Genomic DNA, 24,027 nt, shown 5'->3' with positions numbered 1-24,027 from the left:
CACCCCCCGGCGGGCGCTACTGCCCCGCCCGCCCCGCACGCCCCGGCCCGGCGGGCGGAAAAGGCGTCGTACCCCCGAGGTAGGAATGGGTGGCGTGGGAGGGGTGGCGGGGGCGGCCCGGGCCCGCGCGGGGGTCAGCAACCGAGCGGTGACGCCGGTCCCGTCCGGTCGGGCGGGTGTGCCGTCACCGCGCCGACACCCGCCGGGAGGACCCATGACCCCGCCCCCACTGCCGCGCCCCGCACAGCTCGGGCCGCTGCTGGCCCGGTGCCGGCTGGCCCGTGGCTGGAGCCAGCAGCGCGCCGCCGCCGAGTTGTGTGCCGCCGCCGGGGTGCCGACGTTGAGTCGGCACGAGGTGTCCCGATGGGAACGACAGCGTCGCGTCCCCGGCGGGTTCTGGCTCGGCTGGCTCGCCGTCGTCTTGGACGTGCCGCTGGTGACACTCGCCGAGGCCGCCGCGGCCACCCGTCGGGCCGGCTCGACCCGGGCCACCGGACCAGGCCGCACCGCGGTTGCCGGCGCGCGCCCGGTCGGGCGGACCGGCCCCGGCCGCACCGGCGGGCGGCCCGGCGGGACTATGCGTGGCGGTCGAGCGCAGCCCTCGGCCACCCGCTAGCGTCGTGGCGTGACCCACGCTGCTCCCGTGTCTCCCGTCGACCGTGCCGGCCTGCGGCAGCGAGTCGACAAGGCCCTCACCGAGTTCCTGACCGGCCAACGGAGCCGGCTCGCCGCCGTGGACGACGCCCTGGTCCCGGTGGCCGAGACGATCGAGGCGTTCGTGCTCGGCGGCGGCAAGCGACTGCGTCCGGCATTCGCGTACTGGGGCTTCCGGGGCGCCGGCGGGGTGGACGGCGACCCGGTGCTCACCGCCCTGGCCTCGTTGGAGTTCGTCCAGGCCAGCGCCCTGATCCACGACGACCTGATGGACCGCTCCGACACCCGCCGTGGCGAGCCCGCGGTGCACCGCCGGTTCGCCGCACGGCACCGAGAGGCCGGCTGGGGTGGTGACCCGGACGGCTTCGGCGACGCCGCGGCCATCCTGCTCGGCGACCTCTGCCTGGTCTGGTCCGACGAGCTGCTGCACTCCGCGGGACTGGACCTGCGGGCGTTGGCCCGGGCCCGGCCGGTCTTCGACGAGATGCGCACCGAGGTCACCGTCGGGCAGTACCTCGACGTGCTGACGCAGGTCACCGGGGACACCTCGGTGGAACGGGCCAGCAAGGTCGCCCGGTACAAGTCGGCGAAGTACACCGTCGAGCGTCCGATGCTGCTCGGCGCCGCGCTGGCCGACGCGACGGCCGACGTGCGGACGGCCTACTCGGCGTACGGGCTGACGCTGGGCGAGGCGTTCCAGCTCCGCGACGACGTGCTGGGGGTCTTCGGTGATCCGGCGCTGACCGGCAAGCCGGCCGGCGACGACCTGCGCGAGGGCAAGCGCACCTACCTGGTGGCGGCGGCCATGGAGGCCACCGACGACGCGGGCCGCGAACTGCTGCTCAACCGGCTCGGCGACCCGGAGCTGGACGAGCAGGGGGTGGCCCGGCTGCGCGAGCTGATCTCCGCGAGCGGGGCGCTGGCCCGCACCGAGCAGCGGATCACCACGCTCACCGACGCCGCCCTGGTGGCGCTGACCGCCGTCGACCTCGACACCGAGGCCCGCCAAGCCCTGGTAGACCTGGCCATCGCCGCAACCCGCCGAGCCGACTAACCCGCGCCGCCCGCCCAGTGCGCGCCCCGGCCCAACTCGGCGCGTTGATCATGAAGTTAGCGGCGTCCGCGTCGGCGTGTCGCGCCGCCAACTTCATGATCAACGGGGAAAGGGCCATGCTCCACCGGGGAAGGGCCGGGTTAGAAGCCCAGAGCTTGGGCTCGGCGCTTCACTTCGCGGGCCTGGTCGCCGGAGAGGGCGGCGGCTGGGGTGGCGCCGGGGAGGGTGTCGTCCGGCTCGTAGAGCCAGCGCAGCGCCGCCTCGTCGTCGTAGCCGTTGTCGGTGAGCAGGTTGAGCACGCCGGGCAGGTGCTTGAGCGCGGTCTGGTTGGCCACCAGGTCGGCCGGGACCCGGCGGACGCCGTCGCGGCGGACCGCCAGCAGCTCCCGGTCTCGGATCATCTGGTGCACCTTGCTGATCGACACGTCGAGGCGCTCGGCGACGTCGGGCAGGGTCAGCCAACCGGCCGGGTCGGTGGGTCCGGCGAGCTCCGGGCCGGGCACGGCCTGGTCAGGTACGGGTTCGGTCACCCGACCACCCTGCCACGCCGCCGCCGCGACGAGCCACCGGCACCCCGGACGACCAGTCGGGGCCACTCCCGGGACCGTCACCGACCAGCGGATGAGGGGCCGCGAGGACGGCGGGACGTACCAGTTCGGCGTCCGGCTGTAGCATCCTGTTCAACCTTCACCCCCGGGACACATAGACTGCCTGCCGATGGACACACAGGTCGCCGACACGCTGCTGGGCTCGCTGATCGACGGGCGCTACCGCATTCGCGGTCGCGTGGCCCGTGGTGGCATGGCGACCGTGTACACCGCCACGGACGAACGCCTTGAGCGCACCGTCGCTGTCAAGATCATTCATCCGACCCAGGCGCCCGAGGCCCGCGCCCGGATCGCCAACTTCGTGGCCCGGTTCACCGACGAGGCGAAGACCATCGCCCGGCTGACCCACCCGAACGTGGTGGCGGTCTACGACCAGGGCACGCACGCCGGTCTGCCGTACCTGGTGATGGAGTACGTCCGCGGCCGCACGCTGCGCGACGTGCTGGCCGAGCGACGCCGGCTCAACCCGGCCGAGGCGCTGGCCATCGCCGAGCAGATGCTCGCCGCGATCGCCGCCGCGCACCGGGCCGGTCTCGTGCACCGCGACGTCAAACCGGAGAACGTGCTGGTCGCCGAGGCGCCCACCGGCGGCGTCGCCAACCTGGTCGACAGCGTCGTCAAGGTGGCCGACTTCGGGCTGGCCCGGGCGGTCGAGGCCAGCGCCGACGAGGAGCAGGGCAACCAGCTGATGGCCACCGTGGCGTACGTCGCCCCGGAGCTGGTCACCGAGGGCCGGGCCGATCCGCGCACCGACGTCTACTCCGCCGGCGTCGTGCTGTTCGAGATGCTCACCGGTCGCGTCCCGTACGACGGGGACCGCCCGGTGGACGTCGCCTGGCAGCACGTCGACCGGGATGTGCCGGCACCCTCGACGCTGGTGCCCGGCCTGCCGCCGATCCTCGACGACCTGGTGCAGCGGGCCACCCGGCGCGATCCCGGCGCACGGCCCGCCGACGCCGGCGCACTGCTGACCGAGGTGCAGGTTGCCCGGGACCGGCTGGGCGACGCCAACAGCCATACCGCCGTGCTCCGCCCGGTGAGCGACGGCGCGCCGCTCTCCCAGCCGACCATGGTGGTCGCCACGGTCCGCCCGCTCGATCGCCCGGCCTGGGCACGGCTGCCCGAGGGTGGCAGCAGCCAGGGGCCGGGGCGGCGTCGGGCGGCGTCGGAGCCGGCGGAGGGCCTGGGGCCCCGGCTCGCCGCGCTGCGCAACACGGTGCTGGGCAACTCCCGGGGCCGGCTCGCCGTCGCGGCCGTCGTGGTGGCGCTGGGCCTGGTGGCCGCGGTCGGAGGCTGGTGGTTCGGCGTCGGCCGTTACACGGACGCTCCGCAGCTGGTGAGCCTGAGTAAGGCCGAGGCGCAGGCGCAGGCCGACCGTGCCGGGCTCCTCGTGAAGTACGACGAACCGCGCTTCGACGAGAAGGCCCCGAAGGACAGCGTGCTGGCGCAGGACCCGGCCTCGGCCACCAAGATCGTCAAGGGCGGCACCATCACCCTGACCCTCTCCCTCGGCCCGGAGCGCTTCCCCGTGCCGGACGTGATCGGCAAGGAGTTCGAGCTTGCCGAGGCGGATCTGGTCAACGTGAAGCTGGTGGTGGCCAAGGGGGCCGCCCGTTACGACGACAGCCTGCCGGCCGGGGTCGTACTGGACAGCTCTCCCAAGGTGGGCACCGAGGTCAAACCGGGTGCGAAGATCACCCTCATTCTGAGCCGGGGCAGGGCGCCGGTGACGGTGCCGAACCTGGTCGGCAAGAGCCTGACCGAGGCCCGGACCACCCTGGCCCAGCTCAACCTGGTGCTGGTGGAGACCTACAAGGACTCCGACAAGCCCAAGGACGAGATCCTCGGCCAGAGCCCGGCCGACGGCGCCGGTGTGGAGAAGGGCACCCAGGTCAAGCTGGACGTCAGCAAGGGCCCGCCGCTGGTCGTCGTGCCCCGGGTGATCGACCTGCCCTGCCTGCAGGCCAAGCAGGTGTTGGAGAGCCAGGGCTTCCCGGTGACGGTTGCGGTCAACCCGAACGCCGTGGCCCGGATCCAGGTCCCGGTCGAGAATTCGCAGGTGCCGCCGGGCACCCCGGTCGCCATCACGTGCTTCTGATGGCGGCGGTTTCCGGGCGGCCGGTGGGCGCGCACACTCCGACCTCCGGCGGGCTGGCGAAGGCGGCCCTGCCGTACGCGGACGCGATCGGCGCCCAGGTGGTGCAGGTCTACGTCTCCAACTCGCGGGGCTGGGCGCTGCCCGACGGTGATCCCGCGCAGGACGCCCTGTTCCGCGACGGCTGCGCCGAACGGGGCATTCCGGCGTTCATCCACGCGTCGCTGCTGGTCAACCTCGGCTCGCCCACCCCGGCCACGGTCGAGAAGTCGGCGCAGACTCTGGCGCACGCGCTGCGTCGGGGCGTGGCGATCGGCGCTCGGGCCGTGGTGTTCCACGCGGGCAGTTCGGTGGACGAGGGCCACGCCGAGGCGGCGATGCGGCAGGTCCGCCAGGAGTTGCTACCGCTGCTCGACTGGGCCTCTGACGCCGGCGGGCCGATGCTGCTGGTCGAGCCGAGCGCGGGCGGCGGTCGGTCACTCGCCTCCCGGGTGGAGCAGCTCGGGCCCTACCTGGACGCGGTGGACCGGCACCCCATGCTCGGGGTCTGCTTCGACACCTGCCACGCCTGGGCGGCCGGCCACGACCTGGCGGCCGAGGGCGGCATGACGGCAACCCTGGACACCCTGGTGGCCACCGTGGGTGCGGACCGGCTGCGGCTGGTCCACGCCAACGACTCGAAGGACCTGTGCGGCTCCACCCGGGACCGGCACGAGAACATCGGTAAGGGCACCATCGGCGAGCCCGCCTTCGCCGAGTTGATGGCCCACCCTGCCACCGCCGGTGTCCCGGTGGTCGTGGAAACCCCGAGCGAGCAGCAGGTCGGCCACGCCGCCGACATCACCACCCTCACCCGTCTGACCCCGCCCTCTTGATCAAGAGGTTTGCGTCGCCCGGAGGCCGGAATCTGACGCAAACCTCTTGATCACCCTCGGTGGGGTTGAGGAGGGGCGTCAGGCGGCCAGGAGGCGGGTCAGGACGTCGGCGGCGCGGGTGACCCCGGCGTCGTCGAGGTCCAGGTGGGTGACCAGGCGGGCGGTACGCGGACCGAGCACGGAGATCAGCACGCCCTCGTCCCGCGCGGCGGCGGCCAGGGCACGCGCGTCCAGCGCGTGCTTGGTCAGGTCCAACGGGACCAGGTTGGTGCGGACCGCCGCGGCGAGCACACCGAACGGCGCGACCGCCTCGGCGAGCCGGGCCGCCCGGGCGTGGTCCTCGGCCAGCCGGTCGACGTGGTGCGCGAGCGCGTACCGAGCGGCGGCCGCGAGGATGCCCGCCTGCCGCATGCCGCCCCCCATCCGCTTGCGGATCAAACGCGCCCGTTCGATCTTCTCCGCGCTGCCCACCACCAGCGATCCGACCGGCGCACCGAGGCCCTTGGAAAGGCACACCGACAGCGTGTCGAACAGCCGGCCGTACTCGATCAGGGGCACCCCGTCGGCGACGTGCGCGTGCCAGATCCGGGCGCCGTCGCAGTGCAGCGCGACCCCCGCGTCGTCGGCGACCCGGCGCAGCTCCCGCAGGGTGGCCAGCGGGATCACTCCCCCGCCGCCCCGGTTGTGGGTCTGCTCGACCGCGATCGCCCGGGTCGGAACGGCGAAGTAGCCGTCCGGCCGGATCATCCCGGCGACCGTCTCCGGGTCGATGTCCGCGCCGACCGCCGGCCAGGTCCGCGAGGAGATCCCGCCGTACGCCGCCGCCGCACCGATCTCGTACGTGACCACGTGCGCGTCGGCGTCGCAGAGCAGTTCGTTGCCGGGCGACACCAGCAGTTGCAGGGCGATCTGGTTGGCCATCGACCCGCTCGGGGCGAACAGCGCCGCCTCGTGCCCGAACAATGCGGCGACCTCGGCCTCCAGCGCGTTGACGGTCGGGTCCTCGCCGTAGACGTCGTCACCGACCTCGGCGGTGGCCATCGCCTCCCGCATGCCGGGGGTCGGTCGGGTCACCGTGTCGGAGCGGAGGTCCACGAACATGTCAGCACTCCTCGCGTCAGCCACGGAGCATCTCCGCTACCAGGAAGGCCAGCTCCAACGACTGCTGGGTGTTGAGTCGCGGGTCGCAGGCGGTTTCGTACCGGTCGGGCAGGTCGAGGTCCTCGATGCCCTGGGCACCACCGAGGCACTCGGTGACGTCTTCGCCGGTCAACTCGACGTGCAGGCCCCCGGGGTGGGTGTCCAGCCCGCGATGCACCTCGAAGTAGCCGAGCACCTCGTCGACGATCCGGTCGAAGTGCCGGGTCTTGTAGCCGTTGGACGACTCGTGCGTGTTGCCGTGCATCGGGTCGCACTGCCAGACCACCTTGGCGCCGGCGGCGGTGACCTTGGCGACGATCGGCGGCAGGGCGTCGCGTACCCGGTGGTTGCCCATCCGGCTGATCAGGGTGAGCCGGCCGGGGATGTTGTCCGGGTTGAGCTTCTCGCACAGCTCGATCGCCTCGTCCGGGGACGTCGTCGGGCCGAGCTTGACGCCGATCGGGTTGGCGATCCGGGAGATGAAGTCGATGTGCGCGCCGCTGATCTGCCGAGTGCGCTCACCGATCCAGAGGAAGTGCCCGGAGAGCCCGTACGCCCGCCGGTCGGAGACCCGGGTGAGCGCCCGGTCGTACTCCAGGGCGAGGGCCTCGTGGGAGCAGTAGAGCGTGACGGTGCGCAGCGCGTCGTCGTCGGTCATCCCGCAGGCCCGGATGAAGGCCAACGCACGGTCGATCTCCCGGGCGATCGCCTCGTAACGCTCCCCCGCCGGGGAGTTCTTCACGAAGCCCTTGTTCCAGTCGTGCACGGCGTGCAGGTCGGCGAGCCCACCGGCGAGGTATGCCCGGAGCATGTTCATCGCCGCCGCCGAGTTGGCGTACGCCCGGATCATGCGCTGCGGGTCGGCGACCCGGGCGGCCGGATCGGCCTCCAGCGAGTTGATCATGTCACCGCGGTACGCGGGCAGGCCCCGGGCGTCGGTGGGCAGCGAGCGGGGCTTGGTGTACTGCCCGGCGACCCGAGCGACCTTGACCACCGGCAGCGACGCGCCGTAGGTGAGCACGATCGCCATCTGGAGCAGGGTGCGGGCGTTGGCCAGCAGGTGACTCTCGGTGTTGTCGGCGAACGTCTCGGCGCAGTCACCGCCCTGGAGCAGGAACGCCTTGCCTTCGCAGACGAGGGCGAGCTTCTGCCGGAGCTGGTCCACCTCGTAGGGCGCGACGACCGACGGCACGGTGTCGAGGACCTTGCAGACCTCGGCGACAGCGGCCGGGTCAGACCACGGCGGGACCTGCTCGCGGGGCAGGTCCCGCCATCGGTCCAGACCGAGCGCGGCGTCCTCGGCGGAGTCGACGGTCGGTCGGCTGGTCTGCAGGCCCGGGCTGCCCACCCCGGGATGGCTCAGCTGATGCCACTCATGGCGCATGACAGAAAGCGTACGGCGACGGCCGGGGTGCACGGGCGCCGAGGGGGACGGTTCCGGCAGGTGGGAGATCAACCCGCCGGGAGCTGGTCAGGACGCGCGGGTGGGGGCGACGCCGCTCGGCGTCGCCCCGGCGGCCGGAGCGCCGCCCGGTGCCTCCCCGGCGATGCACCAGTCGCCTCCGTCGCGGGTGACGGTGAACACCAGCGGCCGGGCGACGGTGCGCTTACCCACGGCGACCGAGACCGAGACACTGACCTCCTGCCCCGCCGGGCCGGACCGGATGCCGGTGATGGCCGCCTCTGGCACCTGGAAGTGGTCGGCGAAGTCGCCGTTGGGGCCGGTGGCACCCAGGTCGAAGCCGTCGTGCAGCAGAGCGCAGAGCTGGCTGCGGCCGGCGGCGACGTCCTTGGCGGTCATCGCGTCGAGGTACGCCTGCACGCGCTCGCGGGAGCGGGCGGCGGCCTCCTCAGCGGGCGCTCGCGCGGGCTTGGCGGCCGACTCATCCGTGGCACCGCCGCCGATCCCGCAGCCGACCAGGGCGGCCGGCAGCAGCACCAGCCCGGCAGCGGTCGCCGCCAGCCTGCGGTTGGTCGGGCGCATGACCACCTCCGTCGACGGTGAGATCGAGACGTGCCGAGCCGCGAGTCTGCCACATCGGGCTGGCCCAACCCAACGACGGCGGCCCGGCCGACGCTGGGCGTCGGCCGGGCCGGTGTGTCACGGGCGGGGAGGGCCGGTGCGTGCCCTCCCCGCCGTGTGGGTGGTGCGTCGGCCTTCGGCTCAGCCGAGACCGCCCTTGATGGCGCCGATGAGCTCACCGTTGCTGGTGTCACCGGAGAGCTCCCAGAAGAACGCGCCACCGAGGCCCTGGTTGTTCGCGTAGGTCATCTTGCCGTTGATGGTCGACGGGGTGTCGTAGCTCCACCAGTTGCTGCCGCACTTGGCGTACGCGGTGCCGGCGACCGTGCCGGTGGCCGGGCAGGTGTTCTTGAGGACCTTGTAGTCCTCGATGCCCGCCTCGTAGGTGCCCGGTGCCGCGCCGGTGGCGCTGCCACCAGGGGCGGCCTGGGTGACCCCGGTCCAGCCTCGGCCGTAGAAGCCGATGCCGAGCAGCAGCTTGTTGGCCGGGACGCCCTTGCTCTTGAGTTTCTGGATCGCCGCGTCGGAGTTGAAGCCCTGCTGCGGGATGCCGGTGTACGAGGTGAGCGGCGAGTGCGGGGCGGTCGGGCCCTGGGCGTTGAAGGCGCCGAAGTAGTCGTACGTCATCGGCATCAGCCAGTTGAGGTTGCCGATGGCGCCGGCGTAGTCGGTGGCGTCGATCTTGCCGCCGTTGCTGCCGTCCGCGGTGATCGCGGCGGTGACCAGGGCACTGGAGCCGAACCTCGACCGCAGCGCGCTGATCACGTTCTTGAACGCGTTCGGACCGCTGGTGTCACAGGTCAACCCGCAGGCGTTGGGGTACTCCCAGTCGACGTCGATGCCGTCGAAGACGTCGGCCCAGCGCGGGTCCTCGACGAGGTTGTAGCAGCTCTCGGCGAAGGCGGCCGGGTTCTGCGCGGCCTGGGTGAAGCCGCCGGACCAGGTCCAGCCGCCGAAGGACCAGATGACCTTGAGGTGCGGGTTCAGTTGCTTGAGCTTCCGCAACTGGTTGAAGCTGCCACGCAGCGGCTGGTCCCAGGTGTCGGCGACACCGTCGACGCTGTCCGCCGCCGTGTACGCCTTCTCGTAGTCGGCGTAACTGTCGCCGATGGCGCAGCGGCCACCGGTGGTGTTGCCGAAGGCGTACAGGATGTGGGTCAGCTTGGCGGCGGAGCCGCTGGTCTGGATGTTCTTGACGTGGTAGTTGCGCCCGTAGACGCCCCACTCGGCGAAGTAGCCGACGATCTTCTTGCCGCCCGGGTTCGGCGGGTTGGTGGTCGGCGGCGGCGTGGTGGGCGGGGTGGTGGTCGGCGGGGTGGTGGTGGGCGGAGTGGTGGTCGGCGGGGTCGTGGTCGGCGGAGTGGTCCCGCCGCCGCACGCGGCACCGTTGATGGTGCAGTTCAGCGGCGCCTTGTACGCCCCGCTGCCGTTGTAGCCCCAGCTGAACGAGGCACCCGGGGCGAGGCCACCGGCCCAGCTCTTCTTGACCGCGACGTAGTGGTTGCCGCTGCTGGTGACGTCGGCGTCCCAGGCACTGCTGATGGTGGTGCCCGACGGCAGGTCGAACTCGATACGCCAGGTGGCGACCGTGGCGCTGGACCCGTTGGTGATGGTCACCTTCGTCTCGTGACCGGTCCCCCAGTCCTGTGCCTTGGTGAACGTGGTGGTGACCGTGCCGGCGCCGAACGCGGTGGTCATCGGCACCGCTGCGACGGTCACGGCGACCACGGCACCGGCCCAGAGGGCCCGGCGGAGCGATCTTTTCATGAGGCGTCTCCCGAACTGTTAGGAAACTTTCCAAAAGAGATGGTGAGACGGTACTCACGCCGTCATCACTTCGTCAAGATGTGCATGTTTCGATTTCTCCTGGTGCGTGGAGTGCACCCGGTCCGCCCACCCCCCCGGGACCCCGCCCGGCCGGCGCGTAGCCTCGGGCCATGACCGTCTTCGACATCCCGATCGACGCCCTCAGCGGCGGCCCTGCCGACCTGGCCCGCTACCGCGGCAAGGCGCTGCTGGTCGTCAACGTGGCCTCCCGCTGCGGCCTCACTCCCCAGTACGCCGGCCTCCAGTCGCTCGCCGACACCTACGCCGACCGTGGCCTGGTGGTACTCGGGGTGCCCTGCAACCAGTTCGCCGGACAGGAACCGGGCAGCGCCGCCGAGATCAGCGACTTCTGCCAGGTCAACTACGGGGTCACCTTCCCGCTGACCGAGAAGGTCGACGTCAACGGCCCCGACCGGCACCCGCTCTACACGGCGCTGGTGGACACCCCGGACGCCGACGGGCACACCGGGGACGTCCGGTGGAACTTCGAGAAGTTCCTGGTGGCCCCGGACGGCACCGTCGCCGCCCGCTTCGCCCCGACGGTCGAGCCCGACGCCAACGACCTCCGCGCCGCCATCGAGAAGGCCCTCCCCGCCACGGCCTGACCGCCGCCGCTGGTCGCGTCGGGCTGACGTCAGCGACGCAGCCGCTCGTCACCGGAGAGTGGCACGTCACCGGAGAGCCGGTCCGCGATCAGTGTGCGCAGTACGTTGTGCGGGACGGGCTCGCGGCGCATTCTGCGCACCTGTCGGCGACTCGACAACCGGAATAACCCACCACGGCGGTCGGGAATGCGTCGCGGATGGACGGAGTTGGGAATCAGCATGACAACTGTGGGACTGATCGGCAGTGGCAACATCGGTGGCACAGTGGCCCGACTGGCGGTGGACGCCGGCTACGACGTGGTGCTGAGCAACTCACGTGGCCCGGAGACGCTGAAGGACCTGGCCGACGAGCTGGGCGAGCACGCCAGCGCCGGCACGGCACACGACGCGGCGCAGGTCGGCGACCTGGTGGTGGTCAGCGTGCCGTTGAAGGCGTACCGCGCGGTGCCCGTGGAGCCGCTGACCGGCAAGGTCGTCATCGACACCAACAACTACTACCCGCAGCGCGACGGGGTCTTCCCCGAGCTGGACTCTGGCGAGATCACCAGCAGCGAGCTGCTCCAGCGGCACCTGCCGGAGTCCCGGGTGGTCAAGGTCTTCAACAACATCTTCTTCAAGCACCTGGCCGCGCTCCCCCGACCGTCCGGTGCGGCCGACCGAAGCGCCCTGGCGATCGCGGGTGACGACGCCGCCGCGAAGGCGGAGGTCACGGCTTTCCTGGACCGGATCGGCTACGACACGGTGGACGCCGGGTCACTGGCCGAGGGATGGCGCTACCAGCCGGACACCCCGGCGTACGGCACGATCTACTCCGCCGACCCGACCGACTGGGAGCACCCCGCCCAGGGCGACGCGGAGAAGCTGCGCGCCGCCCTGGGCGCCGCGACCCGCTGAGCACCGCGCGCCGCCCTCCCTGCGATCGCCTACCGGGTGGCCGTACGGAGGGCGGCGGCGAGTTCCTCGGCGTAGCTGGCGATCGGCTGGCCGTCCGAGCCGTACGCGACGAGCCGCCCCTGTGCCATGGTCGCCGAGCGGAACGAGAATGTCCGGGTCCCCGGGTACGCGTCGAGCAGCGGGACGGCCCGAGGTGCCCCACCCGGGGCGGAGTAGTACTCCAGTCGACTCACCTGCGGCGAGACCACGCCGTTGACCCGGACCTTGGTCTTCTCGGCGCGGGTGCCGAAGGTGACCGGCGCGTCGGTGCCGTAGGCGGCGCACTCGACCGGGCCACGGCAGACGAAGAAGTATCGCGGGTTGTCCACGTCGTCGAGGGCGTACGCCTTGAAGGTGGGGTCGGCTCCGGCGGGCAGCGGCTGCACGGCGAAGAACGCGACCGCCACCGTGGCCGTGACGCCCACCCGCAGCCAGCCGCGCCCGCTGGCCGGTCTCCGGTTCGTCCGGGCGGCGGCGACGGCGACCCCACCGAAGCCGACCAGGCACAGCAGGCACACTCCGACGGCACGGGCGTTCTCGAAGAGGAACTGCACGCCCGGCCGCGTCGACACCGGGCTGAGGACCGCACCCAGTGAGACGACCATGGCGGCGAGCAGTGCCGCACCGGCAGCCCGCTGGGTGACGCCGGACGCGCCGATCAGCAGCATCGCCGCGAGCACCGGCCACACCTGGTGGTGGGTCCAGGACACCGGAGACGCGGCGACGGTGGCGCAGCCGACGAGCACCGCCGCGTGCCCGGGGCGACTCCCCCGCGTCAACTGCCGGGCCCGCAGCAGCGCCGCCGCGCAGACGAGCGACACCAGACCGGCCCAGAGCAGGGGCAACGTCGCCTCGTCGACACCGACGCGCAGCAGCATCCCGTGCAGGGACTGATTGCCCAACGAGGCCAGGTTGCCGATCCGCGAGGTCTGCCGCACCGCCTCGGTCCAGTAGGTCCAGCTCTCCCCGGGCAGCACGATCGCGGCGAGCCCCGCGCAGGCCACGAACGTCGCCCCCGCGCGGCCGGCGTCGCGGTAGCGGCCGGTGGCGAGGAAGTAGACCACGAACAGCAACGGGGTCAGCTTGATCGACGCAGCAACCCCGACCAGCATCCCGCGCAGCCGGGGCGGGACGACGCCCATGCCGTCGAGCAGGGCCATCAGCACGATGAAGATGCTGACCTGACCGAAGCGCAGATTGCTCTGCACCGGCGCGGAGAGCATCAGCACCGTGGCCGCCACCGCCACGACGAGCGGGCGCCGGGACTGTCGGGTGGTCAGCGCGACACCGACAGCCCCGGCGATGGCAACCACGGCCGCGCATGTCGCCACCAGCCAGATCCCCTGCAGTACGCCCTCGCTCACCGCCGTGATCGGCCCCAGGACGAGTGCGGCGAACGGCGGGTACGTGAACGGCCCGCCGTTCGCGGCCACGTACCCGTACAACGGCCGACCGGCGTGCAGGTCGGCCAGTGCGCCGTAGTAGATGTGCAGGTCGGAGAGGCGGTCCGGACGATTCAGAACGAGCACACAGGACACCAGCGCGACGACGACGAAGGCCGCCCACACCAGCACCACCACCCGGCGATCCCGCATCGATCGATGGTACGACCCGTCCGAAGAGCCAAGATCTGTGCGACACCGGCAGAAACATCGACCGAGCAACTTGCGCTCTAGTCCTATAGACGGGACTCTGTTCCCTGGGTTGCCGCCCGCTTACCGAACGTGCTTCCGGAGGCGACAATGCACACGCTTCGTACCGTGCCCCGCCGGCTGTTGGCCGGCGCCGGCGCGCTTCTGCTCGGCACCGCCCTCGCCGCCGCCAGCACTCCGACGCCGGCCAGCGCGGACACCGTCGGATACGTCCGGCTCGCCCACCTCTCCCCCGACACTCCGGCCGTCGACGTCTACCTGGCCGCGCCGGACGCCGCGAAGCCGCAGGTCTTCCCCGGAGTCGGTTACGGCGTGGTCTCCGACTACCTGGAACTGGCGCCCGGCCGGTACGCGGTGGCGATGCGCGAGGCCGGCGCCCCCGCCAGCGATCCCCCGGTGCTCACCACCGAGGTCGCGGTGACCAGCGGCAACGCGTACACGGTGGCTGGCGTCGGCCGGCACGCCGACCTGGGGCTGCGGGTGCTCAACGACGACCTCAGCGCACCCACCGACGGCCGCGCCAAGGTGCGTGTCGTGCAGGCGTCCGTGCGCACGCCGGTGCTCGACGTGGCTGCCGCCGACGGGCCGATGATCGCCGACGGCGTGCACTTCGCGACCACGACCGAATACCAGCAGGTCGAGCCGGGCAGTTGGCGACTGCGGTTGACGGGTGCCGGCGGGCCGAGCACCGATGCCGAGGTGCGGCTCACCGGCGGCGCCGTCTACTCACTGCTGGTGCTCGACGCCAAGCAGGGCGGGCTCACGGCCGAGCTGCGCCGCGACGCCGAGGGGGGCACCGTCGTCCCCGCCGGCGGGGTGGACACCGGCGCCGGTGGCACCGCCAGTGCCGGGCTCGGCGCGTACCCCCTGGTGGCTGGCGGGTTGGCGGCGGTGGCCGTCGCGGTGACCCTGCTGCTGTGGCGCCGGCGGCGGCGCACCACCTGGTGAGCGCCGGGCCCGACCCGTCGATCCGGCGGCACCGCGACCGCCGGGTGCCGCTGGCGGCGCTGGTCGCGGCCGGCGCGGCGGTCTGCCTGGCCGCCGGCACCGGGGTCGGGCTGGCCACCACCGACCCGACGCCGCCGGTGGCGAGCTGGCACCCCGGCTGCGCCGACGACTGCCAGTCGGTGGCCGCCGCGCCCGCGCCGCAGGGTCCACCCACGCGGGTACGCGTACCGCGCATCGGCGTCGACTCCACGCTCACCGTGCTGGGTCTGGACCGCGCCGGTGCGCTGATCCCGCCGACCGACTTCGGCACCGCAGGCTGGTACGGCGGCGGTCCGGCCCCAGGTGACACCGGCCCGGCCGTCCTCGCCGGGCACCTGGACTCGCGGCGCGGCCCCGCGGTCTTCGCGCGGCTCGGCGAGTTGCGTCCCGGCGACCGGGTTGAGGTGTGGCGCGGCGGACAGCGGTTGTCGTTCCGGGTGACCGGGTCGCTGCGTACCCGCAAGGACCGGTTCCCGACAGCCGTGGTCTACGGGCCGACGCCCGGCGCGGAGCTGCGCCTGGTCACCTGCGGGGGCGACTTCGACCGGCGGAGTGGGCACTACCGGGACAACGTGGTGGTCTTCGCGGTGAGCGAAGCCGCCGGCACGGTGCTGCCGGAGTCCGCGGCAGGCTGAGCCGCCGGCACGGTGCTGCCGGAGTCCGCCGCGGGCTGAGCCGCCGGTCGGGCCCCCTGCGCCGTTGCGGGCTGCTCCCGAGCGGGCATTGCCGCCGCCAGGGCCTGATCAACTCGGGTTCATGGATGTCGGGGTGTCCGGCACGCTTGGATACCGCGGTTTTCGTGAATCCGAGTGGATCAAGGGACGGGGGCGCAAGGGGCGGGGGCACGAGGGGCGGGGGCGTGAGGGGCGGGCGGCGGCGTGACTGGACGGGGGCGCGGCGTGACTGGCCGGGGGCGCGGCGTCAGAGCGGCCGGCGGCCGGCGAAGCCGCACTCGGCCCGGTGGTACCAGCGCACGTCGGAGTCGCCCTCCAGCCAGCACCAGAGCACGGCGCGGCCGGCCCGCTCGCCGGGGAAGTCGAGCAGCACCGGAGCGATGCCCTTGACCTGGATGTCGTGCTGGTGCAGCTCGTCGAGGACGGCGTGCAGCCGGGCCTCCAGCCCCTTCACCTCGGCCAGCCCGCCGAGCGCGCTCACGCCGTGGTCGGCCAGGTCGGCGCGCAGCTCAGCCAGGTCGGCCCGGACCCGGATCAACTCGTCGACGCGTGGCCGCAGGGTGGCCACCAGGTGCCGGGCCTGGGCGAGTGTGAACACCCGGCCAGTATGCGGCACGGGGCGACGGACGCACGGCCCCGCGACGCGCCCGGAACGCTCAGTCCGCCTGGGCGGCCAGCTCGCGGGCGCGGTCCCGGGCGGCCTCGAGTGCGGCGAGCAGCGCCGCCCGGACGCCGTGCTTCTCCAGCTCACGGATCGCGGAGATGGTCGTGCCGGCCGGCGAGGTCACCGCCTCGCGCAGCTTGACCGGATGCTCGCCGGAGTCGCGCAGCATCACCGCGGAACCGATCGCGGTCTGCACGATCAGCTCGTGCGCCACCTGCCGGGGCAGCCCGAGCAGGATCCCGGCGTCGACCATGGCCTCGACCAGCAGGTAGAAGTAGGCCGGGCCGGAGCCGGAGAGCGCGGTGACCGCGTCCTGCTGCGACTCGGGCACCCGGATCGTCTGACCGAGCGGCTTGAACATCTCCTCGGCCAACGCGAGGTGCGCCCCGGTGGCGTACGCGCCCGCCGAGATCGCGGTCATCGCCTCGTCGACCAGCGCCGGGGTGTTGGTCATCACCCGGACCACCGGGGTGCCGTCGGGCAGCCGACGGCTGAAGAAGCTGGTGGGCAGACCGGCGCAGAGCGAGATGACGAGCTTGTCGGCCGGCACCTTGGGACCGATCTCGTCGAGCAGCGCGGCGGCGTCCTGCGGCTTGACGGAGATCGCGAGCACCGCCGCCTCGTCCACCGCCGTCAGGTTGTCGACCACCCGTACGCCGTAGCGGGCCGTCAACTCCTCGGCGCGAGCCGGCCGGCGGGCCGTGGCCAGCAGCCGGTCCACCGGCCATCCTGAGCGCAGCAGCCCGGAGAGCATCAGCTCACCGATCTTGCCCGCGCCGATCACCGCGACCGTGTGCACCCCGGCTGACATCTCGGCCCGTACCCCCTCGCATCGGGTCGCGGCGCGGCGGACCCGCAGGCCCGCCGCGCCGCCGACCGTCGATCAGCTGCCGAAGAAGACCTCGGCCTCGGCGTACCGCTCCAGCGGCACGGTCTTCAGCTCACGGGTGGCCTCGGCCAGCGGCACCCGGACGATGTCGGTGCTCTGCATCGCGACCATCTTGCCCCAGTCGCCGTCGTTGACCGCGTCGATGGCCTGCAGGCCCAGGCGGGTGGCGAGCACCCGGTCGAAGGCGGTCGGAGTGCCACCGCGCTGGATGTGGCCCAGCACCACGGTGCGGGCCTCCTTGCCGGTCTTGGCCTCCAGCTGCTCGGCGAGCCACTGGCCGATGCCGCCGAGGCGGACGTGGCCGAACGAGTCCAGCTCCTGGTTGGCGAGGACCATCTGGCCGTCCAGCGGCTGGGCGCCCTCGGCGACCACCACGATCGGGGCGTACTGGTGCTGGAAGCGCTTCTCGACGTAGCCGGCCACCTGGTCGACGTCGAACTGCCGCTCGGGCAGCAGGATCACGTTGGCGCCACCGGCCAGACCGGCGTGCAGGGCGATCCAGCCGGCGTGCCGGCCCATCACCTCGACGACCAGCGTGCGGTGGTGGCTCTCCGCGGTGGTGTGCAGGCGGTCGATGGCCTCCATCGCGATGTTGACCGCGGTGTCGAAGCCGAAGGTGTAGTCGGTGGCGCCCAGGTCGTTGTCGATCGTCTTCGGCACCCCGACCACGTGCACGCCCAGCTCGTAGAGCTTGGTGGCCACGCCGAGGGTGTCCTCGCCGCCGATCGCGATCAGCGCGTCCACGCCCTGCGCGGCGAGGTTGTCCTTGATCCGCTCGACGCCGTTCTCGATCTTGAACGGGTTGGTCCGGGACGAGCCGAGGATGGTGCCGCCGCGGGGCAGGATGCCGCGGACGTCAGCGATGTCCAGGGGACGGGACAGACCCTCCAGCGGGCCCTTCCAACCGTCCCGGAAGCCCACGAACTCGTGACCGTAGGTGGCAACGCCCTTGCGGACCACCGCCCGGATGACCGCATTGAGACCCGGGCAGTCGCCGCCGCCGGTGAGCACGCCGATACGCATGATCCGCTCATCCTCCTGGAGCATCAGGTAAAGCCCGATTTGCCCCAGGGTATGTGTCAGGTCAGACCATCGGCGCCGTTGCCGGCCCGGGGCGGGCCGTCACTGCGCACTGTAGTCGGCCCGCCGGTGCGGCGACAGCGCGCCCCGGAGGCGACCCGCCAGCAACTCTGCTCAGAAGCTCACCTCGCGGTTCTCACCGACCGTCGGTCGCCGGCCGGTGACCGCGGCCTTGGCGTAGCCGAGCAGGTTGACCACCGTGCTGCTCGGCGAGTCCCAGTACTCGGCGGAGCTGGCGTGCACCTTGATCAGGGTGAGGCCACGGGTGTCCGGCCCGTCGGGGAACCACGCCGTGAGCAGCGGGCTCCACAGCCGCTCGGCCCGGGCCCGGTCGAACCCCTCGGTGGCGGTGCCGGAGATCGACACCCAGGCGTGGTGTCGCTGGTCGGAGAAGGCGACGTTGACCTCCGGGTTCACCCGGATCTGGCGGATCTTGGCGGAGCCGGCGTCGGCGAAGAACCACAGATCGCCGTCGAACTCGGCCTCCTGAAGCCCCATCGGCCGGCTCACCTGCCGCCCGTCCAGAGCGATCGTGGTGAGCATGCAGATCCGCGCGGCCCGAGCCAGCTCGGTGACCCGGGCGCGGGCCTCGCCGGCGCTGGTCGGCTGGTTGCTCATGGCACCCTCCCTCGACTCGGCTCGTCGAACCGATGCCCGGGACAGAACCGGTCAAACCTCCGGCGGTACGACCGCAGGGGACACCGGCAACTCAGCGGGCCGTCATCGCCCGCCAGCGGGCCAGGTTGTGCCGGGCGTCGACCAGAGCGTCGTGCCGGGCCGCGTCCGCATCCGGCAGCGCCGGCCGTCCACGGTCATCCCAGAGCTGTCGCAGCTCCTTCGTGTAGCGGGGAATCTCCCGGGGCAGCGCCGGCATCGCGCCCCAGAGCTGGGCGAGCACCACATGGTCGTACGCGGCGTACCAGGCCCACAGCTCCAACTGCTCCCCCGGCCGGTCCCGGATCGGCTCGACCAGGAAGTCGTACAGGTCGTCGCGGATGCGCTCGCGCGAACGCCAGGCCCGGTCCGCCGGGGAGGGCAGCTTGTCCAGCACGTTGCGGCGGACCCAGGGCACGGCGCGGGAATCGTCGAACTCGGTGGAAACCGCGTAGAACTCGCGGCCGTACTCGTCGACGACACCGATCGAGACGAGGTCGACGGTGGTGCCGTCCTCGATGAACTCGCAGTCGTAGAAGTAGCGGTAGACCATTCCGGCCATCCTCGCCCACCGTCGCGCGGCACTGAGCGGCGGGGCCGGCGAACGGCGCGGCCCGGGCCAGCGACGACCCCCGCCACCGGCCTGGCCCGGCACCCCCGGAAAGCGGGACGCCGCAGCTCGCGACGGTCACGGAAGTGCTTCGAGGGGTGTACAGCAAGCGACCGGACCGTCATGATCTGATGTGTATCGCTACCGGACGCCGAATCGGTGTCAGTTCACCCTGTCGGGGCCATCAGGTTCACCCGGTGAGCGAGTTTGTGGTCCATGACCGGGGAGGGGTTGGGCCGTGGAGATGCGCCTGCCAGAGCCGGGTGACGCGCTCACGGGTGTCGAGATGTTCGCCGGGCTGGAGCCTGAGGTGCGGCAGCGCGTCATCGCTGCCGCCGTTCCGCGCACCTACCGCAAGGGTCAGTTGCTCTTCGTGGAGAACGACCCGGGTGAGTCGCTCATCGTGCTGCGCCGCGGCGCGGTGGCCGTCTTCCGCACCGCACCCACCGGCGAGCGGGCCGTGCTGTCGGTGATCCGTCCACCGGACGTGCTCGGCGAGGTCTCCCTGCTCGACGCGTCCACCCGGTCTGCCTCGGCGGAGGCCATCGAGGACTGCGCGGCGCTCGCGCTCTCCCGGGGCGCGTTCATGGAACTGGTGCACTCCAACCCCCGCATCCTGGACGCGGTGATGCGCTCCCTGGGCGGGCTGATCCGCCGGCTCACCGAGCAGAACGCCGACCACGTCTTCCTCGACCTGCCCGGTCGGGTGGCGAAGACGCTGGTCCGGTTGGCCGGCGAGAGCCAGGCGCCGATGATCACGATCGAGCTCAACCAGAGTCAGCTGGCCGAGATGGCCGGCGGTTCCCGGCAGAGCGTCAACCAGGCGATCGGCTCGTTCGCCAGCCGTGGCTGGCTGCGCACGGAGGGGCGCCGGATCGTGGTGACCGACGTGGCCGCGCTGCGCCGTCGCGCCGGCATGAACGACCGCTGACCGAGCGGCCCGTCCGGCCCCGTCGCCGACCCGACCTCCGGTATGGACACCCGCAACCTGTCGCCGGCCAGCCCGGCACCCCGCACAAACGGTGACGCCGGCTGCCCACTGGCAGCCGGCGTCACGTGCCCAACGGGTACGGCTGACGGACCCACCGGCCCGCCGGCCGCACCCGGGCGATCAGTTCTCCGTGCTGTCGGCCGGCGGCGCGCCCGGCCCCGGACCGATCTTCTTCGGGTCGGTCGGCTTACCAGCCGTGGACGTGCTCGACGAGGTGGTCGTGGTCTCCCCCGACCCGCCCGACTGGCCCTCAGGCTCTTCCACCATGCCCTGCTCCTCCAGCTCGGCGAGAGTGACAGCATCGACGTCGATCGTGTCGCCCGGCGCCCACAGCGTGCCGCCCGGATCGGTCCACGAGGCGGACAGTCGCACCTGCACGGCACTCTCCCTGACATGAAACTTCCTGGTACGGAACACTAACCCCGACCGATCGATGACGTCGCCCGTCCGCACGTCGGGTACCCGACTGGCCAGGCCGGCCGCGATACTGACCTCTTTCCGCCCACGGAGCTGACCATCGACCTCAGTTGTGGACACTGCGCACGAGCGGCCGGGCCGGACGACCGCTTCTGCGGCGGGTGTGGCCAGCCACTCGCGGTCAGCTGTGCGCACTGCGGCCACGCCAACAGCACCGAGGTCAACTTCTGCACCAGCTGCGGCCAACCGATGCGGGACCACGTCGTCGTGGTGCAGGAGGACCGGCGTCAGGTCAGCGTGCTCTTCGTCGACATCGTCGACTTCACCAGGTACGCGGAGCGGGCCGACCCGGAGCAGGCCCGCAGCCTGCAGCAGACCTACTTCGCGACGGTGCGGCGGATCGTGCACCAGTACGGCGGGGTGGTCGAGAAGTACATCGGCGACGCGGCGATGGCGCTGTTCGGCGCGCCGGTGGCCACTGACAACGATGCGTTGCGGTGTGTCCGCGCCGGCCTGGAGCTGCAACGTAACCTGGCCCGCCAACCCGCCGGTCCGCAGCCGCCGCTCACCTTCCGGGTCGGCATCGCCTCCGGCGAGGCCCTGGTCGACCTCTCCGCCACCCGTGACGGCGGGCAGGCCTTCGTCACCGGAGACGTGGTCAACACTGCTTCCCGGTTGCAGGCGTTCGCCCCGCCGGGCGGTGTCGTCGTCGACGAGAGCACCTGGTCGGCCACCCGACAGGAGATGGAGTACGCCGACCAGCCACCGGTCACCCTGCGCGGCCGGTCCGCGGTGAGCCGGATCTGGCTGGCCGTCCAGATCCGGCCGCACCGGGACCCGCGCGGCGCCGAGCTGACCCCGATGGTGGACCGGGAACACGAGCGCGGCCTGCTGGTCAACGCGCTGCACCGGATGGTGACCGAGCGGACCTCCCAGTTGGTGACGGTGTTCGGCCCCGCCGGTGTGGGCAAGAGCCGGCTGCTGCGCGAGCTGGCACGGCACGCCGGCAGCCTGCCCGGCCCGCCGATCACCTGGCTCGTCGGGCAGTGCCCGCCGTTCGGCGAGAACGTCACCTGGGCCGCGTTGTCGGACATCGTGAAGACGTGGGTGGGCGTGCCGGAGGTCGACGGCCGGGCCGCCCTGCGCGAGCGGCTGCGGGCCCGTCTGGGGCAGCTCGCCGACCCGCACGCGACCCAGTTGGCCGAGGCACTCGGGCCACTGATCGGCGTACCCGGCGAACGACTCACCCCCGGTGAGACCGAGGCCGCCTGGCGACGGTTCCTGCTCTCCCTGACTGCCACCGGACCAACCGTGCTGGTCTTCGAGGACATGCACTGGGCGGACCAGGCGATGCTCGCCTTCGTCGAGCAGTTGGGCGCGATGGCGCGCGGCGTACCGCTGCTGGTCGTCGCGACCGCCCGTCCCGAGCTGCGGGAACGGCATCCGTCGTGGACCGGCACGATCAGCGGCGCGATGTCCATCTCGGTGCCTCCGATGCACGACACCGACATCGACACGCTCTACTCGCTGCTACTCGGGCAGGCGACGCTGCCCACCAACGCGCGTACCCCGCTGATCGAGTTCGCCGACGGCAACCCGCTCTACGCCCAGGAATACGCCCGGATGCTGCTGGACGGCGGCCTGCTCGACGCGGTCGGCTCGGCCACCCGCCTCGACCCGAACGGTGGCGCGGAGATGCCCCGCACGGTGCAGGCGGTCATCGCCAACCGGCTCGACCTGCTCGATCCGGCCGACCGGGCGGTGCTCCAGGCCGCCGCGGTGGTCGGCGTACAGTTCTGGGCCGCGCCGGTGGCGACGGCGCTGGGGCGGCCGGTGGAGTGGGTGGAACGCGCGCTGGACCGGCTACAGCGTCGCGACCTGGTGTACGAGCAGAGCACGTCGACGATGCCCGGCCAGTCCGAGTACCGCTTCCGGCACATCCTGGTGCGAGATGTCTGCTACCAGCGGCTGCCCCGGGCCGAACGGGTACTGCGCCACCAACGTACCGCCGACTGGATGGCGCAGCTCACCGACGGCCGGCAGTACGACCTGGCCGAGGTGCTGGCCAACCATCGCTGGGCGGCACACGAGATCGCCCGGACCGTCGGTCTGGACACCGCCCCCTACGCCCCGGCGGCGCGGGCCGCGCTGCACCGGGCGGCACGCCGGGCGTACGAGCTGCACGCGCTGGACACCGCCGCCGCGCTGGTTGGCCGGGCGCTGGCCCTGGATGTCGGACCGGACCCGGCGCTGGAGCTGTTCGACGCCGAGCTGGCGTTCTATCGCGACGGTGACGCCTTCCTGGTGGCGGGGGGCACGGACACTCTCACCCGGCTGGCCGAGCGGCTCACCACGGGCGGGGATCGGACGGGTGCGGCGCGCGCCTGGACGCTGCTCGCCACCGCCGCGTGGAGTCGGGCCGACCGTTCGGCGACCCTGCACTGCCTCGACCAGGCGATCGGCATCTACAGCGAACTACCCGACAGCCAGGAGAAGGCGGGCGCCCTGCTGGAACTGGCCCGGGTGCACATGCTGAACGCGGAGACCGATCCGGCGTGCTCGGCGGCCCGGGCGGCGGCGTCCCTCGCCGAGCGGCTCCAGCTGCGCGAGGTCCAGGCCAACGCGCGGATCACCCTTGCCGTCGCGCGCTACCTGGCCGGCTCGGCCTCGGCGTACCCGGAGCTGGCGGAGGTGACCGAGCACTGCCGGGTGGAGCGGCTGACCAGTCGACGCCGGGCGGTGCAGAACCTGGCCTGGGCGTTGCAGGAGGAGGGTGACCTGGCCGGCTCGGCCCGGTTGGTCGACGAGCAGCTCACCCTCGACCTGGGCGGCGAGCACAGCCTGGCCACCAGCTTCGCCGACCAGTGGGCGCGGGCGTACTACGCGGGCGACTGGACGGCCGCGCTGGCGATGGCAGCGGAGTCGACCCGACGGCCGACGGCGGAGTGGGATCTGCACATCGTGGCGGTCTCCGGCTGGATGCGCGGCCTGGCCGGCGCCGAGGCGGGCGGGGCTGCGGGACCGGGCGGGGCTGCGGAACCGGCCGGGACGGGTGCGGACCTGGTCGAGCGGGCGTTGGTCGCAGCGCGCCGCAGCGGATTCCACCGGGTGCTGCGCTCCACCCTGGCGCACGCCGCGCTCTGCCGGGCGGTGCAGGGCCGCCGGGACGAGGCCATGGCGCTGCTGACCGAGTTGGACGAGGACTGGCGACGGACCCGGATGATCCCGTTCGCGGAGTGGGTGCCGGCCGTCGGGCACGTCGCCGGAGTGCTCGGCGCGGACGCGGCCCGGTTGGTCCGGGAGATGCTCGACCGGGCGCCCCGGATGACCCCGTGGGCGCGCGCCGCCTGCCAGGTCGCCGACGCCACGCTGGCCCGGCACGCCGGGGACGCGTCGACCGCCGCGGACCTGCTGGGCTCGGCGGCGGCCAGCTACGCCCGGATGACCGACGTGACCGACGAGATCATCACGCTGGCGCTGGCGATCGGCCCGCTGACCGAGACCGACCCACCCGCCGCCTCGGTGGCCCGTACCCGCCTGCACGACTTCGCCACCCGCCACCACGCCCCCACCCTGCTCCACCTGCCCTGACCGG

Annotated in this window: 22 protein-coding genes; 10 read left to right on the top strand and 12 right to left on the bottom strand. The window is 72.5% G+C overall.

Annotated elements, in window-relative coordinates:
• Nucleotides 1-214 precede the first annotated feature (214 nt).
• Both ACQEUX_RS00775 and ACQEUX_RS00770 read left to right on the top strand, forming a co-directional pair.
• Nucleotides 215-616, top strand: coding sequence for a helix-turn-helix domain-containing protein (locus ACQEUX_RS00775; protein ID WP_433039713.1), 402 nt, complete (start codon nucleotides 215-217; stop codon nucleotides 614-616).
• 9 nt (nucleotides 617-625) lie between these two features.
• The gene (locus ACQEUX_RS00770) at nucleotides 626-1,708 is read left to right on the top strand and encodes a polyprenyl synthetase family protein (protein ID WP_433039711.1); all 1,083 of its coding nucleotides are present in this window, start codon (nucleotides 626-628) and stop codon (nucleotides 1,706-1,708) included.
• A gap of 140 nt (nucleotides 1,709-1,848) precedes the next feature.
• On the opposite strand, the gene ACQEUX_RS00765 is transcribed toward ACQEUX_RS00770, so the two are convergent.
• The gene (locus tag ACQEUX_RS00765) at nucleotides 1,849-2,238 is read right to left on the bottom strand and encodes an Rv2175c family DNA-binding protein (RefSeq protein ID WP_433039709.1); all 390 of its coding nucleotides are present in this window, start codon (nucleotides 2,236-2,238) and stop codon (nucleotides 1,849-1,851) included.
• 187 nt (nucleotides 2,239-2,425) lie between these two features.
• Between ACQEUX_RS00765 and pknB the strand changes: the two genes are divergently transcribed.
• Complete coding sequence (gene pknB, locus ACQEUX_RS00760; RefSeq protein ID WP_433039707.1) at nucleotides 2,426-4,414, top strand: Stk1 family PASTA domain-containing Ser/Thr kinase; 1,989 nt, start codon at nucleotides 2,426-2,428, stop codon at nucleotides 4,412-4,414.
• A complete protein-coding gene (locus tag ACQEUX_RS00755) occupies nucleotides 4,414-5,286 on the top strand; it encodes a deoxyribonuclease IV (protein ID WP_433039705.1) in 873 nt (290 codons plus the stop codon). The genes pknB and ACQEUX_RS00755 overlap by 1 nt, the downstream gene beginning before the upstream one ends.
• A 78-nt stretch (nucleotides 5,287-5,364) precedes the next feature.
• Here ACQEUX_RS00755 and ACQEUX_RS00750 read toward each other — a convergent pair whose 3' ends face one another.
• The 4 genes from ACQEUX_RS00750 to ACQEUX_RS00735 all read right to left on the bottom strand — a co-directional run bounded on the left by ACQEUX_RS00750 (nucleotide 5,365) and on the right by ACQEUX_RS00735 (nucleotide 10,216).
• Nucleotides 5,365-6,387 carry a threonine aldolase family protein gene (locus tag ACQEUX_RS00750; RefSeq protein ID WP_433039703.1) on the bottom strand — a complete coding sequence of 341 codons (1,023 nt, stop codon included), beginning with the start codon at nucleotides 6,385-6,387 and terminating at the stop codon, nucleotides 5,365-5,367.
• Nucleotides 6,388-6,403: 16 nt separating this feature from the next.
• Nucleotides 6,404-7,810, bottom strand: coding sequence for a class II 3-deoxy-7-phosphoheptulonate synthase (locus ACQEUX_RS00745; RefSeq protein ID WP_433039701.1), 1,407 nt, complete (start codon nucleotides 7,808-7,810; stop codon nucleotides 6,404-6,406).
• An 87-nt stretch (nucleotides 7,811-7,897) separates the two neighbouring features.
• A complete protein-coding gene (locus ACQEUX_RS00740; RefSeq protein WP_433039699.1) occupies nucleotides 7,898-8,410 on the bottom strand; it encodes a hypothetical protein in 513 nt (170 codons plus the stop codon).
• 180 nt (nucleotides 8,411-8,590) lie between these two features.
• Nucleotides 8,591-10,216 carry a glycosyl hydrolase family 18 protein gene (locus tag ACQEUX_RS00735; RefSeq protein ID WP_433039697.1) on the bottom strand — a complete coding sequence of 542 codons (1,626 nt, stop codon included), beginning with the start codon at nucleotides 10,214-10,216 and terminating at the stop codon, nucleotides 8,591-8,593.
• 170 nt (nucleotides 10,217-10,386) lie between these two features.
• On the opposite strand from ACQEUX_RS00735, the gene ACQEUX_RS00730 reads away from it, so the two are divergent.
• Entirely contained in the window at nucleotides 10,387-10,881 is a 495-nt protein-coding gene (locus ACQEUX_RS00730; RefSeq protein WP_433039695.1) for a glutathione peroxidase, read from the top strand.
• A 186-nt stretch (nucleotides 10,882-11,067) separates the two neighbouring features.
• Nucleotides 11,068-11,775: an NADPH-dependent F420 reductase gene (locus tag ACQEUX_RS00725; protein ID WP_433039693.1), complete on the top strand. Its 708-nt coding sequence runs from the start codon at nucleotides 11,068-11,070 to the stop codon at nucleotides 11,773-11,775.
• Between the two features lie 29 nt (nucleotides 11,776-11,804).
• Here the strand turns inward: ACQEUX_RS00725 and ACQEUX_RS00720 are convergent, their stop codons facing one another.
• Nucleotides 11,805-13,409: a glycosyltransferase 87 family protein gene (locus ACQEUX_RS00720; RefSeq protein WP_433039691.1), complete on the bottom strand. Its 1,605-nt coding sequence runs from the start codon at nucleotides 13,407-13,409 to the stop codon at nucleotides 11,805-11,807.
• 147 nt (nucleotides 13,410-13,556) lie between these two features.
• Between ACQEUX_RS00720 and ACQEUX_RS00715 the strand changes: the two genes are divergently transcribed.
• Nucleotides 13,557-14,414 carry a DUF4397 domain-containing protein gene (locus ACQEUX_RS00715; protein WP_433039689.1) on the top strand — a complete coding sequence of 286 codons (858 nt, stop codon included), beginning with the start codon at nucleotides 13,557-13,559 and terminating at the stop codon, nucleotides 14,412-14,414.
• Nucleotides 14,384-15,088, top strand: coding sequence for a class F sortase (locus ACQEUX_RS00710; protein WP_433039687.1), 705 nt, complete (start codon nucleotides 14,384-14,386; stop codon nucleotides 15,086-15,088). The genes ACQEUX_RS00715 and ACQEUX_RS00710 overlap by 31 nt, the downstream gene beginning before the upstream one ends.
• A 286-nt stretch (nucleotides 15,089-15,374) precedes the next feature.
• Here ACQEUX_RS00710 and ACQEUX_RS00705 read toward each other — a convergent pair whose 3' ends face one another.
• From ACQEUX_RS00705 to ACQEUX_RS00685, 5 genes are all read right to left on the bottom strand, one after another.
• Nucleotides 15,375-15,725: a DUF2203 domain-containing protein gene (locus ACQEUX_RS00705; RefSeq protein WP_433039685.1), complete on the bottom strand. Its 351-nt coding sequence runs from the start codon at nucleotides 15,723-15,725 to the stop codon at nucleotides 15,375-15,377.
• Between the two features lie 58 nt (nucleotides 15,726-15,783).
• Nucleotides 15,784-16,602, bottom strand: a complete 819-nt coding sequence (gene proC / locus ACQEUX_RS00700) for a pyrroline-5-carboxylate reductase (protein WP_433039683.1) — start codon at nucleotides 16,600-16,602, stop codon at nucleotides 15,784-15,786.
• A gap of 72 nt (nucleotides 16,603-16,674) precedes the next feature.
• Nucleotides 16,675-17,703 (bottom strand): 6-phosphofructokinase, encoded by a 1,029-nt coding sequence (locus tag ACQEUX_RS00695; protein ID WP_091408060.1) that lies wholly within the window; start codon nucleotides 17,701-17,703, stop codon nucleotides 16,675-16,677.
• Between the two features lie 171 nt (nucleotides 17,704-17,874).
• A complete protein-coding gene (locus ACQEUX_RS00690) occupies nucleotides 17,875-18,378 on the bottom strand; it encodes a pyridoxamine 5'-phosphate oxidase family protein (RefSeq protein WP_433039681.1) in 504 nt (167 codons plus the stop codon).
• 91 nt (nucleotides 18,379-18,469) lie between these two features.
• Nucleotides 18,470-18,967, bottom strand: a complete 498-nt coding sequence (locus ACQEUX_RS00685; protein WP_433049478.1) for a polyadenylate-specific 3'-exoribonuclease AS — start codon at nucleotides 18,965-18,967, stop codon at nucleotides 18,470-18,472.
• Between the two features lie 295 nt (nucleotides 18,968-19,262).
• On the opposite strand from ACQEUX_RS00685, the gene ACQEUX_RS00680 reads away from it, so the two are divergent.
• Nucleotides 19,263-19,955 (top strand): Crp/Fnr family transcriptional regulator, encoded by a 693-nt coding sequence (locus ACQEUX_RS00680; protein ID WP_007463121.1) that lies wholly within the window; start codon nucleotides 19,263-19,265, stop codon nucleotides 19,953-19,955.
• Nucleotides 19,956-20,135: 180 nt separating this feature from the next.
• On the opposite strand, the gene ACQEUX_RS00675 is transcribed toward ACQEUX_RS00680, so the two are convergent.
• Nucleotides 20,136-20,393, bottom strand: coding sequence for a hypothetical protein (locus ACQEUX_RS00675; protein ID WP_084597913.1), 258 nt, complete (start codon nucleotides 20,391-20,393; stop codon nucleotides 20,136-20,138).
• A gap of 51 nt (nucleotides 20,394-20,444) precedes the next feature.
• On the opposite strand from ACQEUX_RS00675, the gene ACQEUX_RS00670 reads away from it, so the two are divergent.
• A complete protein-coding gene (locus ACQEUX_RS00670; protein ID WP_433049475.1) occupies nucleotides 20,445-24,023 on the top strand; it encodes an ATP-binding protein in 3,579 nt (1,192 codons plus the stop codon).
• Nucleotides 24,024-24,027 lie beyond the last annotated feature (4 nt).

This window comes from Micromonospora sp. CA-259024 (assembly GCF_050936255.1).
GTDB lineage: Bacteria > Actinomycetota > Actinomycetes > Mycobacteriales > Micromonosporaceae > Micromonospora.
Note: the sequence above shows the minus strand (reverse complement) of the source record. Positions and strands in the feature narration are given on the sequence as shown.